Source organism: Terriglobia bacterium, from assembly GCA_020072565.1.
In the GTDB taxonomy this organism is placed as follows: Bacteria; Acidobacteriota; UBA6911; order UBA6911; family UBA6911; genus JAFNAG01.
Genome location: JAIQGI010000005.1, coordinates 131896 through 146039 on the forward strand (window position 1 = coordinate 131896; position 14144 = coordinate 146039).

At 60.7% G+C, this 14144-nt stretch carries 9 protein-coding genes; 4 read left to right on the plus strand and 5 right to left on the minus strand.

The features are described from left to right. Window positions 1-92 precede the first annotated feature (92 nt). Together LAP85_04500 and LAP85_04505 are read right to left on the minus strand one after the other, a co-directional pair. Entirely contained in the window at window positions 93-2231 is a 2139-nt protein-coding gene (locus tag LAP85_04500) for an alpha-glucuronidase (protein MBZ5495639.1), read from the minus strand. Window positions 2232-2578: 347 nt separating this feature from the next. Further along, a complete protein-coding gene (locus LAP85_04505; protein ID MBZ5495640.1) occupies window positions 2579-4387 on the minus strand; it encodes a dihydroxy-acid dehydratase family protein in 1809 nt (602 codons plus the stop codon). Window positions 4388-4546: 159 nt separating this feature from the next. Between LAP85_04505 and LAP85_04510 the strand changes: the two genes are divergently transcribed. From LAP85_04510 to LAP85_04520, 3 genes are all read left to right on the plus strand, one after another. Further along, entirely contained in the window at window positions 4547-4804 is a 258-nt protein-coding gene (locus LAP85_04510; protein ID MBZ5495641.1) for a hypothetical protein, read from the plus strand. Between the two features lie 180 nt (window positions 4805-4984). Next, entirely contained in the window at window positions 4985-5317 is a 333-nt protein-coding gene (locus tag LAP85_04515) for a PadR family transcriptional regulator (GenBank protein ID MBZ5495642.1), read from the plus strand. A gap of 70 nt (window positions 5318-5387) precedes the next feature. Next, window positions 5388-8216, plus strand: coding sequence for an ABC transporter permease (locus LAP85_04520; protein ID MBZ5495643.1), 2829 nt, complete (start codon window positions 5388-5390; stop codon window positions 8214-8216). Window positions 8217-8276: 60 nt separating this feature from the next. Here the strand turns inward: LAP85_04520 and LAP85_04525 are convergent, their stop codons facing one another. From LAP85_04525 to LAP85_04535, 3 genes are read right to left on the minus strand one after another with little or no spacing between them, the layout of a single operon-like run. Next, window positions 8277-8435 carry a hypothetical protein gene (locus LAP85_04525; protein ID MBZ5495644.1) on the minus strand — a complete coding sequence of 53 codons (159 nt, stop codon included), beginning with the start codon at window positions 8433-8435 and terminating at the stop codon, window positions 8277-8279. A 54-nt stretch (window positions 8436-8489) separates the two neighbouring features. Then, window positions 8490-10868: a glycoside hydrolase family 3 C-terminal domain-containing protein gene (locus LAP85_04530; protein MBZ5495645.1), complete on the minus strand. Its 2379-nt coding sequence runs from the start codon at window positions 10866-10868 to the stop codon at window positions 8490-8492. A gap of 4 nt (window positions 10869-10872) precedes the next feature. After that, window positions 10873-12984 (minus strand): glycoside hydrolase 43 family protein, encoded by a 2112-nt coding sequence (locus LAP85_04535; GenBank protein ID MBZ5495646.1) that lies wholly within the window; start codon window positions 12982-12984, stop codon window positions 10873-10875. 435 nt (window positions 12985-13419) lie between these two features. On the opposite strand from LAP85_04535, the gene LAP85_04540 reads away from it, so the two are divergent. After that, on the plus strand, window positions 13420-14139 hold the full coding sequence (locus LAP85_04540) for a hypothetical protein (protein ID MBZ5495647.1): 720 nt from the start codon (window positions 13420-13422) through the stop codon (window positions 14137-14139). Window positions 14140-14144: the final 5 nt, after the last annotated feature.

The following is a 14144-nucleotide window of genomic DNA, read 5'->3' on the forward strand; positions in this document are numbered from 1 at the left end:
CTCACCGCGAAAGCCCTGGAGGACGTGGAAATCGTCAGGCAGTGGAAACCCGGAATCGTCGTAGATGAGAAGGCAAAGCGCCGTTCTGCGGATCAGCTTGAGCGCGGAATAGGACGCTTGCTGAAGCGCCCGAAATATTCCAAGATCTGGTCGCGCCATTTTGCGGCATCCGCGACTTGAATCGCCAGGCGCTCGGCGACTTCCCGATGCCGACGCGCATCAATTTTGCCGTCGAGCGATTGCCACGTTTTCTGCACCGCAGCGACCTGTTCCACCCCTTGCTGATACTTTCCGCAAAGTTCCTCCCACAATGTCTTCCCCGACTTCATCCGGTAATCCCACGCGCAACGATGGAACCAGAGAAGATATTTTTCGGGGCAACGCCTGAGGGCATCGAAGCTGTCACACACCGGCGGAAAGTATTGCTCGACCGCGCGGCCGCCGCGTTTGGTCCGGTCGTAGCCGATGCCGTCCGCGGAGGCCTGATGGTAATAAGTCGCTGTCCAATCGGCCCTCGGCGCACGATCGTTCCAGGGCATTGGCGCGTAATGGTCGCCGCCGATCAGGTGATGGAGCCCCAGCGGCATTGTGTAGTCCACGAATGTTTCGCGCGAGCCCATCATCACATCACGAATGACCACCACGGTTTTGTCGTCGTTGTTGAAGGTCATGCGCGTCCATTCGTCGGCGATTTTCTCGGTGGACATCTCGGGATTCCACGCGAGGCGGCCGAACGCATACCAGTTCGACTGCGAGAAATGATGCCCGCACCAATTCGTGTCCAATCCGGGATTCGTCACGGAGACCATTCCCGTGATGCGACTCGTATGAACTTTGCCCGCCAAGACTCTGGCGACGGTAGAGCCGCTACCCTTCGCGTGTGTGTCTGAGTTCAGAAACTCCTCCCACATCGTGCCGAGATAGACGAGATGTTTTGCCTGGCCGAGATATTCCTGCGTGGCCTGAATTTCCGCGATGACGGGAGTCTGCTTCATTGCGCCGAACAACGGGTGAAACGGCTCGCGCGGCTGAAAATCCACCGGACCGTTCTTCACCTGCACAACGACGTTGGGGCGGAATTGTCCGTCAAGCCGCGTGAATTCAATGTAGGCGCGCTTGGCGCGGTCCGGATCAATGTCCTCGTCATAAACAAACGCCCGCCACATGACGATGCCCTTGTGCGGAGCGAGAGCATCCGCCAGCACGTTTGCCCCCTCGGCATGCGTGCGGCCATAAGTTTTTGGGCCAGGTTGTCCCTCGGAATTCGCCTTGACGAGAAAACCGCCAAAGTCCGGAATGAGACCGTAAATCTCATCTGCCTTGGCCTTCCACCAATCAATCACGCTCCGGTCCAGCGGATCGGCTGTCGCCAAGCGTCCCAGCTTCACAGGCGCGGAGAAGTTGGCCGACAAATACATCCGAACGCCGTAAGGCCTCCACACGTCCGCGAGCGCGGCGATCTTGCGGAGCGATTCCGGCGCAAGCACGCGCACGTCGGCATTGACGTTGTTGATGACCGCGCCGTTGATGCCGATGGAGGCGCAAGCGCGCGCGTAATCGGCGTAGCGCGGACTCCGTTTTCCCGGCAGTGCATTCCAATCCCATATCGAGCGCCCGGCATAGCCGCGTTCAATCGTGCCGTCGGGATTGTCCCAGTGGTTCATCAGCCGAAGCTGGAGCGCCGGCCGTTCGGCAATGTCAAGCCGGTCGATTGGCTGGCTGGTTTGCATCAACCGCAGGAAATGAAATACACCATACAGCGCACCGATTTCGCGGTTGGAGGCGATCACCGTCACCCGATGTTTTGCGTTCGTAGCGGAGCGGATGAGGAAGCCTTCGTCACCCATGGCAAGCAGGTCGGCGGTCCAGTTCAAATCGCGGATAAGTGCCGAATTCTCCGCTGTGCCGACGATGACCGCGCCGGTCTGCAATTCGCTTTCGTTGAGCGGAACCGCCGCGCCCAACATGGTCGTCGTGGCTGTACGCAATTCATCGCGGATAATTCCACTCGTGGGCGAAGTGCCTTCCACGCGAATTTGCCGCGCGATGTTGCCATAGTTCTTGGCAGCGTTACCCGGCGGCATATATCGTAGCCAGAGCCTATAGCCGTCTTCATCCAATAGCTGCGCATGCGGTTCGGCTGCTTGACTGTTTGTCGTGTAACCATCAACATAGAAGCCAGCAGCACTTACCAGGCTTGTCGCCACAAACTCCCGTCTGGAAATCTTCATGATTCGATCTCACGAAAAGTGATTCTGTCAGCGCCGCAGTGAAATCTGCTCAACTCTGCGGTCCGCCGACTTTTAGATTCGCCGTTACAATGCGGACTTTTGCCTCTGGGCTTCGGGGCCCGTGGCCCACGCAGGCAGCATTTTACATCTGAACAGTGCTCCTGGATCCCCTTTTTTGGACGCATCTACACCTGATTGCGATGGTCCTCATGATCATAGTTGCCGCCGTTGCCGCGCATATGCCCGCGCGCCGGGCGGCGCGCGTTGTCCCGATGGCCGCCCTTCGATGCGAATGACCTGTAGCGGGTGTCCAAGTTATCCGACAGTGCTGGTCCCGTGATGCTCATCTAGTGGTTATCCCGCGGAATGCCTTTGGTGCGCGCGATCCGCTGGTAGTTGACGGCCGGCTTGAGAACCATACCGTGCGAGAGCTCATCGACCATGCTGCGCTGGATCTCCTGCCACGGTGTTTGGTTTTCCGGAGTCTTGTATCCGCCCCGTCGCTTCAGAGCCGCCTGGCGGCGCGCATACTCGGCTTTGCCGACGAGGATATTGGCAGTGCGCTTGTTAAGGTCGATGCGCACGCGGTCGCCGGTCTTCAGGATTGCCAGCCCCCCGCCGGTCGCCGCTTCCGGGGATGCGTTCAAAATGGAAGGCGAGCGAGAGGTACCCGATTGCCGCCCGTCGCCGATACACGGAAGCTCGGTAATGCCCTGTCTGATCAGGCTTGCCGGCGGCTGCATGTTCACCACTTCTGCGGATCCGGGATAGCCCTTTGGCCCGGCCCCGCGGATGAAGAGCAAACAGGTCTCGTCGATCTTGAGCGTGGGGTCGTCGATGCGGTTGTGGTAGTCCTCCGGTCCGTCGAATACGATCGCACGGCCCTCGAAGGCGTTGGGGTCCTTCGGGTCTGACAGATAGCGGCTCCGGAACTGCTCGGAGATCACGCTTGTCTTCATGATGGCGCTGTCGAACAGGTTGCCTTTCAGGTTCAGGAAGCCGGCTTTTTCCTTGAGCGGACGCTTGTACGGGCAGATCACCTTTTCGTCCAGGATCCCGGTGCACCGGCAGTTCTCAGCCAGTGTCCTGCCGTTGACAGTGAGCGCATTCTTGCGGATCTTGCCGGCTTTGAGCAGCTCGTTGACCACGGCAGGCACGCCACCCGCCCGATAGAACTCCTCGCCCAGGTACTCGCCCGCTGGCTGCAGGTTGACCAGCAGCGGGATGTTGTAGCCGATCCTCTCCCAGTCGTCATTGTCGAGCTTGATACCGATGTGACGCGCGATCGCATTGATGTGTATGGGTGCGTTGGTCGAGCCGCCGATTGCGGAGTTCACCACGATGGCGTTTTCGAACGCCGCGCGCGTCATGATCTTCGATGGGCGCAGATCCTCCCATACCATCTCGACGATGCGCCTGCCGGTTTCGTAGGCCATCTGGGCGCGCCCCTTATTCGGCGCCGGGATCGCGGCGCAGCCGGGCAGCGACATGCCGAGCGCTTCGGCCAGCGAGTTCATAGTCAAGGCTGTGCCCATCGTGTTGCAATGGCCGGGCGAGGGCGCTGACGAGGCAACCATGTCCATGAACTGCTCGCGGTCGATCTCGCCCGCCGCCAGCATCTGGCGCGCCTTCCAGATGATGGTGCCGGAGCCGGCCCGTTCTCCGCGGAACCAGCCGTTCAGCATTGGCCCACCCGACAGCACGATGGCGGGAATGTCCACCGTCGCCGCAGCCATCAGCTGAGATGGTGTGGTCTTGTCGCAGCCCGTAGTCAGAACCACGCCGTCGATAAAGTAGCCGTACAAGATCTCGACCAGCCCCAAATAGGCGAGGTTGCGGTCGAGAGAGGCAGTGGGCCGCTTGCCCGTCTCCTGGATCGGATGCACCGGAAACTCGAAGGCGATGCCGCCCGCCTCGCGGATGCCTTCACGCACACGCTCGGCCAGCTTGAGGTGGTGACGATTGCACGGAGTGAGGTCCGAGCCCGATTGCGCGATCCCGATGATCGGTTTGCCCGCCTGCAGCTCCTCACGCGTCAATCCATAGTTCATATAACGCTCCAGGTACAGCGCCGTCATGCCGGGGTTGTCCGGGTTGTCGAACCAGCGGCGCGATCTCAGCTTTGTCGGGTCTTTGGTGAGTTGTTTGTGTGCCATGCTCCTCCCTTCTCCTCGCCACGCTCGCAACGTAACAATATCGCCGATCCCATTGTGCGAGCAAGTCATCGGTTGCACTAAGACAGGTACCTTATTTCATCTCGTTTTTATTAGGCGGTGTTGGTCCAGTTCCTGCGAGCCGCTTACCGGGGAACCGGAGTGTACGCGAAGGATAAGCCGAGGACGAATCTGCGCCTGATTGCGAATATTCAGGACCCGAGTTATGTTCTGGTAGCAGCCAGGGCGGAGACGGGGATTACCGATCTGTCTCAGATCTGCCAGAAGCGGTGGCCCGTACGTATCCTTACGGCGGGCATCGGCAGCAATTCGTTCGGCATCCTGGCTCACTTCGGCTTGTCGAGAGAGCAAAGAACAAGGCTACATGAAATAGTCCACCGGGTGACTGGGCAAGCGTGATTCTTCCGGGTGCTCCAATCTTGAGATCGGGACTTTCCCGGCGTATCATCGTCCCCGTTGGGGACAAGGAGGTCCTATGGCTCGAAGGATATTTCCTACAACCGCCCCAGGCTGGCTCACCCTATCGAAATTCCTTCGAACCTTTTGGCTTCTTCTATCGTATTCCGATAAGAGAAATCTATGGGCGCAAGAAAAACCGATCTTCTGCGTGGAACTCTTGATCTGTTGGTCCTGAAAGCGCTCGCTTTGGAACCCTTGCACGGTGTCGGCATCTCCCGGCGCATCACGCAACTCACCAAAGGAGCCTTTCAGGTGAGTTTCGGCTCGCTTTTCCCTTCGCTGCACCGCATGGAGGAGAAGGGCTGGGTGGAGGCCGAGTGGCGCTCATCGGAGAACAATCGACGGGCCAAGTACTACCGGCTGACATCGTCCGGGCGCGCACAGCTCAAGGTCGAAGAGCGGGATTGGAACCAGGTGGTCAAGATTATGGCGACTGCCGTTGGGTCCGCCTGAGTTTAAATGGGACACACCATGCAAAGGAGAATGCTGGCCGTGGAACCCACCTAAGCAGTACGGAGGTGTCATGCCAGGTCTAATCGTTAGCTTGTTCCGGAACCTCTTCCGCAAAAGCACCGTCGAGCGAGCACTGGACGAAGAGCTGCAATCGGCGGCGGAACTGTTGACAGAGGAGAAGATGAAAGACGGGCTTTCGCATTCCGAGGCCCGTCGCCACGCGCTGATCGAAATTGGAGGTGTCGAGCAAGTGAAGGAGAAGGTTCGGGAGATACGGGTGGGGCGCTTCGTGGAGGACTTCGCTCGCGACCTGCGTTTCGCCGTTCGCACGCTGGCCAAGTCGCCCGGCTTCACCGCAGTGGCTGTGATCACCCTCGGGCTCGGCATAGGCGCCAATACCGCCGTCTTCGACATTGTGCGCGAGGTCGTTTTCAGTCCCCGGCCTTACCCGCACGAAAAGCAGGTGGTCCAGTTTTACTCGCAGGACAAGAAGCATCCCGAGAAGTTTCGCCTGTTTTCGCACACGACTTATGCCGACATCCGTAATGCCAGCGCTGTTCGCGCTGTTTTTTCGGACGTCTTGAGTCACAACACCCTGATGGTCGGCCTTGGAGAGGGAGTAGGTTCACGTCGCGCATTCGCTGCTGCGATCAGCTCCAACTACTTCCGCACACTCGAAGTGCCTCTGGCGCAGGGCCGCAGTTTTCTCCCGGAGGAGGAAATACCCGGGAGTGCTGTACCTGTTGTGATCGTCAGCTACTTGTACTGGAAGCACACCGGCTTCGACCCTCAAATCATCGGCAAGACCATTCGGGTCAATGAGCGACCTTTTACAGTGGTAGGCATCGCGCCGGAGCATTTCACCGGGACAATGATGCTCTTCGGACCGGAGCTGTATTTCCCGCTCGGCGATTACGATTTGCTGACGAACGGTCCCCCAGCGCAGGCAAAGAACAACCTGGCACGCCGCGAACTCTACGGACTCTTCGTTGTGGGGCGGCTCAGATCCGGAGTCAGCATGGCGTCCGGCCAAGCTGCAATCCACACCATTGCCGCCAATCTCGAAAAGGCCATGCCCGTCGAGCAAAAGGACCAGGATTTTCTGATCCGTCCTCTACCGAGGTCGCGAACCAGCTTTTTCCCCACGGACGAGCGCGAACTCACTGTGGCTGGCATCATGCTGTTTTCGCTGGGCGCTGCCGTGTTGTTCATCGCCTGCCTGAACCTTGCGAGCGTGCTGCTCGCACGAGGCTTGGCGAGGCGCAAGGAGATCTCCATTCGCCTGGCGATCGGCGGCGGCCGCGGCCGGATCATCCGGCAACTTCTGACCGAAGGACTTGTGCTTTCTCTCGGGGGTGGTGTCGGCGGATTTCTGATCAGTCTCTTGTGTTCCGATTGGTCAGCCGCGTCGCTCAGTGCTCATATACCGGTACCCATGACGCTCACCGCCGGCACTAATGTCGCTGCGATCACGGCCACGCTGGGCTTTTGCGCGCTGGCGACGCTGTTCTTCGCCCTGGGGCCGGCGGTCAAGCTGACCCGAGCCGATCTCGTCGCCGACCTGAAAGAACAGGCGGGCGAGGATCTTGCTCGGCGCCGGCACCGCTGGTTGCCGCGCCATCCGCTCGTGGTGGTGCAGATCGCGTTGTCGCTCGGGCTGCTCACCGCAGCAGGACTGTTCATTCGCGGGGCGCTGAAGGCCGGAAACGTGGAAACCGGCTTCCAAACGGCCGACACGGTGCTCGTCGAGGCTGACACGAGCCTCGTCGGCTACGACCAGACCCGAACCTTGCAGCTCTACCGCGACGCGAACGAGCGTCTCGCATCGCTGCCTGGAGTGCAGTCGGCCAGCATCGCTTCCACGGTGCCCTTCGGCATGCTCACCATCAACCGTCCCGTGCAACGCGCAGGGGTGACAGCTGCTCCCGATTATCACCCCGCCACCGCGGCAGAAGGACTCGCCTTCAACGTCCGCTGGAGCAGCGTGGGCGCCGATTTCTTCAGGGCGATGGGGTTGCCGATGTTGCGCGGCCGCGCGTTCACGAAAAACGAGGCTGAAATTGCCGGTTCCCCGCCCGTGGCCATCGTCGATGAGGTACTTGCGAAAAAGCTCTGGCCCGAAGGTGACGCGCTCGGCCGGCGCATCCAGTGGGCAGAAACGGGCACTCCCACGGCAGCCGGCGGAGGAGGCGGCACCATGGGCCGGAGTAACGACGTCCCAAGAAGCCCGCAGGATTCCCCATCGATGGAGATCGTGGGGATCGTTCCCGCCACGCGCTGGGAACTATTCCAGTCGGAAATCGGCGGCCAGATCTTCGTGCCCTTCGCGCAGGGGATTCACAGCGACGTTTTCTTCCAGGTGCGCGCCAGGGCTGATGCGCGCGCCGACGACGCGACTCTGTTTGATCTCTTGCGCCGCGAGATCCGCTCCGCCGCGCCCGGCGTGCCCGTACTTACCGTGAGAACATTCGGCGAGCACGTCGATACGAACCCGCAACTCTGGATCGTGCGTTCCGGCGCCGGCATGGTATCCCTGTTTGCCGGCCTGGCGTTGACCCTTGCCGTCATAGGCATCTACGGAGTCATGGCATACGCGGTGGCGCGGCGCACACGCGAGATCGGAATCCGAAGGGCGCTCGGCGCTGCGCCGGCAGAAGTCCTGCGCATGATCTTGCGCGAAGGTCTCGTGACGACGTGTGGAGGCATCGCGCTGGGTGTGCTGCTTGCGCTCGGCATCGGCCGCGCCTTCAGCAGCATGCTGTTCGAAGTCAGCCCGCTGGACCCTGTCGCCTTTACCCTTGCGCCCGCTGTGATCGTCGCCACAGCGCTGGCTGCATGCTGGCTGCCGGCGCGGCGAGCCATGCGCGTGGACCCGATCGCGGCACTGAGATGCGAATGACTCAAGAAAGCGGTCGATCCATGAAGCGGCCTCACGCAGAGCCCGACACGCGGACCGCCACTAGGAATCCGCCGGCTGCTCGTGCCAGGAAGCGCGGGGCTTTTCGATAGGCAGGTCGGCCCGTCCGGTAGACACGATGTTTCCATGGATGTCCACTATGATAGCCTTGCAGGCCGTGGTACTGCTGTCCGAGCCGACGACCAGGTCGCTCGAGGTCATACCGGGTACGCCCCGCCTTTCCATTTGCGGTTGCCGATTTGCGGTCCACGTGGATCAGCTCTCGACTTCGCAGCGACTTTCCATCCGCCACTCTCGGCCGAGCGTGTGGACCGTTCCCGTTACGTTGACTGTGGCGCGGAGGCGGATGTCGGCGCTGGAGGTTCCGACCTGGAGCTCGAACTCGCCCGGCTCCACGATGCGCCGACCTTCCATGCCAGTGAAGCACAGCATATCGGATGGCGCCCGGAACGTGACTCGCGCTGAATGGCCCGCCGGCAGTTCCACCCGGCCGAAGGCCTTGAGCTCCTTCACCGGCCGCACCACGGAAGCAAGCAGGTCCCGCACATAGAGCTGCGGCACGGCTACCCCGGCGCGGGACCCGATGTTGCGGACGGTGAACCGCAGCCGGATCTCGCCGGAGTGTGCATCCACCTCGTTCGCGTCCAACATCAGGTCGGCAAACTCGAACTGCGTATAGGCAAGGCCGTGCCCAAAGGGGTAGCGGCTGCCAAAGTGCAGCGCGATAGGCGTGCCTGCGCTCTTCATTTTGTGATTGTAGTAGTATGGGAGTGCGCCGACGTTTTTCGGCACCGAAACGGTAAGCCGGCCGGACGGCTCAACCTTTCCAGTCAATACATCGACGAGGGCGGTTCCGCCTTCCTGGCCGCCCGCAAAGGCCATCACAAACGCCGCGACCTTGTCCTCCAGCCCTCCCAGGTTGTATGGGCGGCCGCTTGTCAGCACAACGACGACCGGCTTCCCAGTGGCGACCACAGCATCGAGCAGCTGCTGCTGGACGCCCGGCAGGTCGAGCGAATCGGCGTCTGATCCCTCGCCAACCGTGCCGGTATTGAAGAGACCCGATAAATCTCCGACACACACCACAGCGACGTCCGCTGCCTTGGCGCACTCCACTGCGGGCGGGATGAGATCCACACGTCGGGAAACCTGCGAGGTTTGCATGAGCGTGGTGCTCTTCTCAACGTCACCCGGGAATACCGGCGAGCCGTACTTGCGCTCTTCGATGATGTGGCAGCCCTTTGCGTAGCTAATCCTCTCAGCTCCGAAGGCCTCCTCCAGCGCGGCCTTGGGGGTCACAACCTGGCTGGCGGACTCACCTGCCTCGGTCAGGATCAGGTGAGCCGGGAAGCTATATCCACAGAGCAGCGCGAGCGGATCGTTCGCGGTGGGGCCGATCACGGCAATGCGCTGGCTCCCCTGCAAATCCAGTGGCAACACGCCCCGGTTTTCCAGGATAACGACGGATTGCCGCGCCACCTCGCGGGCAAGTTCGACGGCATCCGGCGTTTGCAGCGCGATCGCACTCTCGTCCACGTATGGCTTCTCGAACAGCCCCATGCGCATCTTTTCGGTCAGAATGCGCCTCACGATCTCGTCGATCGTTTCCATCGAGATCAGGCCTCGCCCCACAGCTTCGCCCAGGTGGGAGGCGCAGTCGTCCGCGGGCAGCTCGATGTCCAGCCCCGCGCTAAAGGCAATCGCGGCCGCCTCGGCTGGATCCTTGGCGATGTTGTGGTGCTGATACAAAAGGCTCACTCCGATGTAATCGGCCACGATCAGCCCATCGAAGCCCCACTCGCCCCGCAGCACCTCGCTCAACAGGTGGCGGGAGGCGTGGCAGGGCTCGTTGTCAAGGTCGTGGTAGGCCGGCATCACCGCTCCGGCGTGCGCCAGCTTTACGGCCATCTCGAACGGGAGCAGGAAAACATCGTTCAGCTCCCGCCAGCCCAGATGGACGGGTCCGTGGTTGCGCGCGCCCTCACTGAAGGAATGGCCGGCGTAGTGCTTCAGCGTGGCCAGCAGATCGCGCTTCTCGCCCTGCAGCCCGCGCACGAAGTGCGTGCCCAACACGCCCACCAGGTAAGGGTCCTCGCCCATCGTTTCCTCGGTGCGGCCCCAGCGGACGTCGCGCGACACGTCGAACACCGGCGCGAGACCCTGGTGGCAGCCGACGCTGCGGGCCTCACGCCCGATCGCCTGCGCCGTGCGCTCGATCAGGCCCGGATTCCAGGTGGCACTGTAGGCAAGGGCCGACGGAAACAGCGTCGCGCCGCGCGCCATCAGTCCCACCAGGCATTCCTCGTGCGCAAGTGCCGGGATGCCGAGTCGGGTTTCCTCCCGCAGGAACTTTTGCAGAGAGTTGAGTGCGCGAACGCCTCGGCGCACATCGACTCCGTGAGTGCCCAGCGGGCGGGTAATCTGCCCCAGGCCGTGGCCCAGCGTTCTCTTCACGGCTTCCGGGTCCGTCCCCCCCGTGAAGTCGTCCTGGCGCGGCCGGTGCCTGCCGTCTTCGGACAGGATCAACCAGAGCGCATGCATCTGCGCCGTCTTTTCTTCGAATGTCATGCGTGAGAGCAGATCCTTCACGCGCTCAGCAACGGGTCGGTCGGGTTCCAGATAGGGATATGTCATAGCTTTATTTAGCTTCCTTCCATTTGAAGCACGCGCCGTCCTTGCGGTCCGGCCGCGGGCCGGTGGCGGAAACCGTGACCGGCCCGGGATTGTTGGGTTTGGTGGCCAGGTAGCGATGATTAGTGAGGGACATGAGCATAGTGTCGCCGCGCATCAGGTTGATCCATTGGAAGGATTCCGCATCGCCAGGTGCTTTTCCGGCGAGATCCTTCAATACGACGCTTTCGCCGGCGGCGGAGACAAATCGGCCATTGCCGGCCTTCAGTGCCGCGCGGCCTTTTCCCAAATCGACGACCTTGAATCGAATATTCCGGGCGGCCGCACCCGGTGCGTCGGCTGCTACATTGACGAGCGACATGTTCTGATTATCGGCGGCCAGGAAGCTTCCGTCAGCGCCGCTGGCCAGCGTGATGGTCTTGCCCATTGGAATCGTACGTTCCATGCCCCACGCTCGCGGCTCATCAACCTTAAAGTTGTCGAAGTCGGCAAAGCCGCCGGGCTGGCCCGACGTGTTGAAGTTGAACAGCGAAAACCGAACGCCCTGAAACGTCGTGAGCTGATATGCCATTGTGAAAGTGTCGCCCAGCGGAGCGAAGTCCTTGCCGTTGGCGCTCCAACTGAAAACGGCTTTTTCGGTGTCGAAGTCGCACGCGACACGGAGCCAGACGAGGGTGGATTTCGTAGGCGCTTCGGTGGTCTTGCGATTCGTCTGGTCGACAGTCCGGAAGATCACGCCCTCAGTGGATTTGACGAGGCCGATCCAGGCGTAGGGCGCATTCAGCAGCGCCAGGCCGGCGGTGTCTCCCGCCGCCAGGCCCGAGGCGTCGAGTCCGACCGTCGCAATGGATTCGGGTCCGGGGGGCCTTTGGGTCAGGCTGTTGCGAGCCATCCAAAAGTCGGCGGCGGGAAGAGAATGGAGGCGAAGAACACCTGGCTTTTCCGAGAGGGACCACCTGGTGTCGTCGGGGACGTGGTTCCATTGCCAGACGGGGTTGAGATTCGGCGATTCGAAATTGTCGCTGCGCACGAACAAGGGCTTGCGATCCTGGGTACGGCCGGTGTTGGGCTTGATCCAGGTATTGGGTGCCTTGCGGAGATTGCCCGGCAGGCCGATGATCGGGAAGTTGCTGTCCCAGGTGATCGGAACCAGCGCGACCATGCGGCCGATGCTGCCGTGGTCCTGCATGATGATGCTCCACCATTCGCCCGAAGGAGTATCGACGATGCCGCCCTGATGTAGCGTGAGCCCGCCGCCGACGTTGGGATCGCTCGTCGTGATGGTGAAGGTCGGATTTGCCCCGCGGCCGCCGCGGACGCCGTTTTGCGTGGGGACGCCCAGGGACTCGTTCTGGACCATGCGTTCGACCTGCCAGGGGCCGTCGATCGAATCGGCGCGCGCGACGACCTGGTCGGTATGGGCGCCGGGGATGGCGGACACGTCGAAGTATTTGCCGTTAATCCTGTAAAGATGATGTCCTTCGCCCATGCCCTGGGCGTTCATCTGGCGGTTGGTATTGGCGACGACCTCCGTGATGTCCTTGTTGAGTTCGACAATTGTCGGGCGGCTAGCGCCGTAGATAGCGTAGATTTTGCCGTCGTCGTCGAAGAGAACGGACAAGTCATGCATGCCGGGGAGTTGGTTCCGTACCCAGGGACCGTTGGGGGACTTGGAGCGGTAAACCTGGCAGCCGACACCATTGACGTTGGAAAAAACGTAGAACATGCCGTCGTGGTAGCGGATGCATGGCGCCCAGATGCCCCTCCCGTATACGGTCCCGCCTTCGAGGCGGAAGGCGGGACCGAAGTCGAGGCGATCCATGCAGTAGCTTGCGAGTTCCCAGTTCACGAGGTCTTTCGAGTGCAGGACGATAAGAGCGGGATTCATATGCATGGTGGTGCCGGCGAGATAGTAATCCTCACCGACGCGGATGACATCGGGATCCTCGAATTCCTCATAGAACAGGGGATTGGAATAGGTGCCATTGCCGTTGTCGGCGGCCCAACTCCGCGGCGCGGCAGCGGAAGCTGCGGGAGAGTGCGGCGGTGCAGCGGTGTTGAGACCTACGGCCAGCGCGACCATGCCTACAAACACCAGAAGAAATCGAAAGCATCGCATGGCAATACTCCACAAACAGGATTACTACCTCCATGACACGGGCTCGCGCTTCAACAGCACCGACACCCGTTTCTCGCGTCGCGCACTTCGCGGCTGCTGGTGGTCGGCTCAGTGTTCGAAGCGAAGGATCGTCCGAATAGGCTGCCCCTTGATCAGCCGTCCTTCGCAGACCCGGCTTTGGCCTCTCTGTCTTCTCGCTTTTGATCTTATAAGAAATGCGAAGTGCCGACCACCAAATGTCGACTCTGACGCGTTTGCATTGTATGCCAAAACGGCTGAGATCATGCGGCATTTTGGCATGGCGCGTGCAGTGGCGGCGATTGCAGGGACACTCCCGGTCGAGCTTGCGTAAAGGATTCCATTCCGGGATAAGAGGAAGTATATTGAATTCACACTGAATTGAACAAACGTGTCTTCCTTGATAGGGAGCGCTCCATGCTACGACGCTGGACAATCATTCTTCTGCTGGTTCTTCATCCTTCCTGGATTGCAGCTCAGGATTTTTGGGTCAAAAAGAATTTCGACCAATGGTCGCTTAAAGAGTGCCTGCGCTTGCTTCAGGATTCGCCGTGGACCCGAAGCATGACCTTTACCCGCGTGTACATCCAATCGTCGGCGCAAGCTGCAGCCGTACCAGGCCGTGAAGAGACTCCGCAAATCACCTATGCGGCACAAATCTGGTCCGCAACGCCGATTCGGCAGGCCGCCGTACAGAAAGCTCGGTTAAGCAAGCAATATAAGAATCTCGACGCACCGCAGCGCCAGGAGACTGAGTCAAATGCGACTTCTCTCTTGAAAGATACGTTTTCAGACCGTATCGAAATACGGGTCGAATACTCAACCACCGCCCCCGCCTATGAACAATCCCTGGCTGCGTATTGGCAAAACCGTCCAAGCGCACTTTGGCCGCAAGACACATTCCTCATCACGTCAACCGGCAAGCATCCTCCAATCCAAGTGCGCAACGTGGGTCTTACTGGCTATTTCGCGCTCGTGTTCCCCCGCACAGTCGACGGACGCCCGTTGATTAGCGCCACGGACAAAGGCCTTTCTTTGGATTTTTACAGCCCTGCCATCGGGGTATTTCCGAGCGAGCATGTCTTGTTGGAGTTTAAACTGAAGGACATGACCATTCAGGGAATTCCGGTTTTCTAGACGGT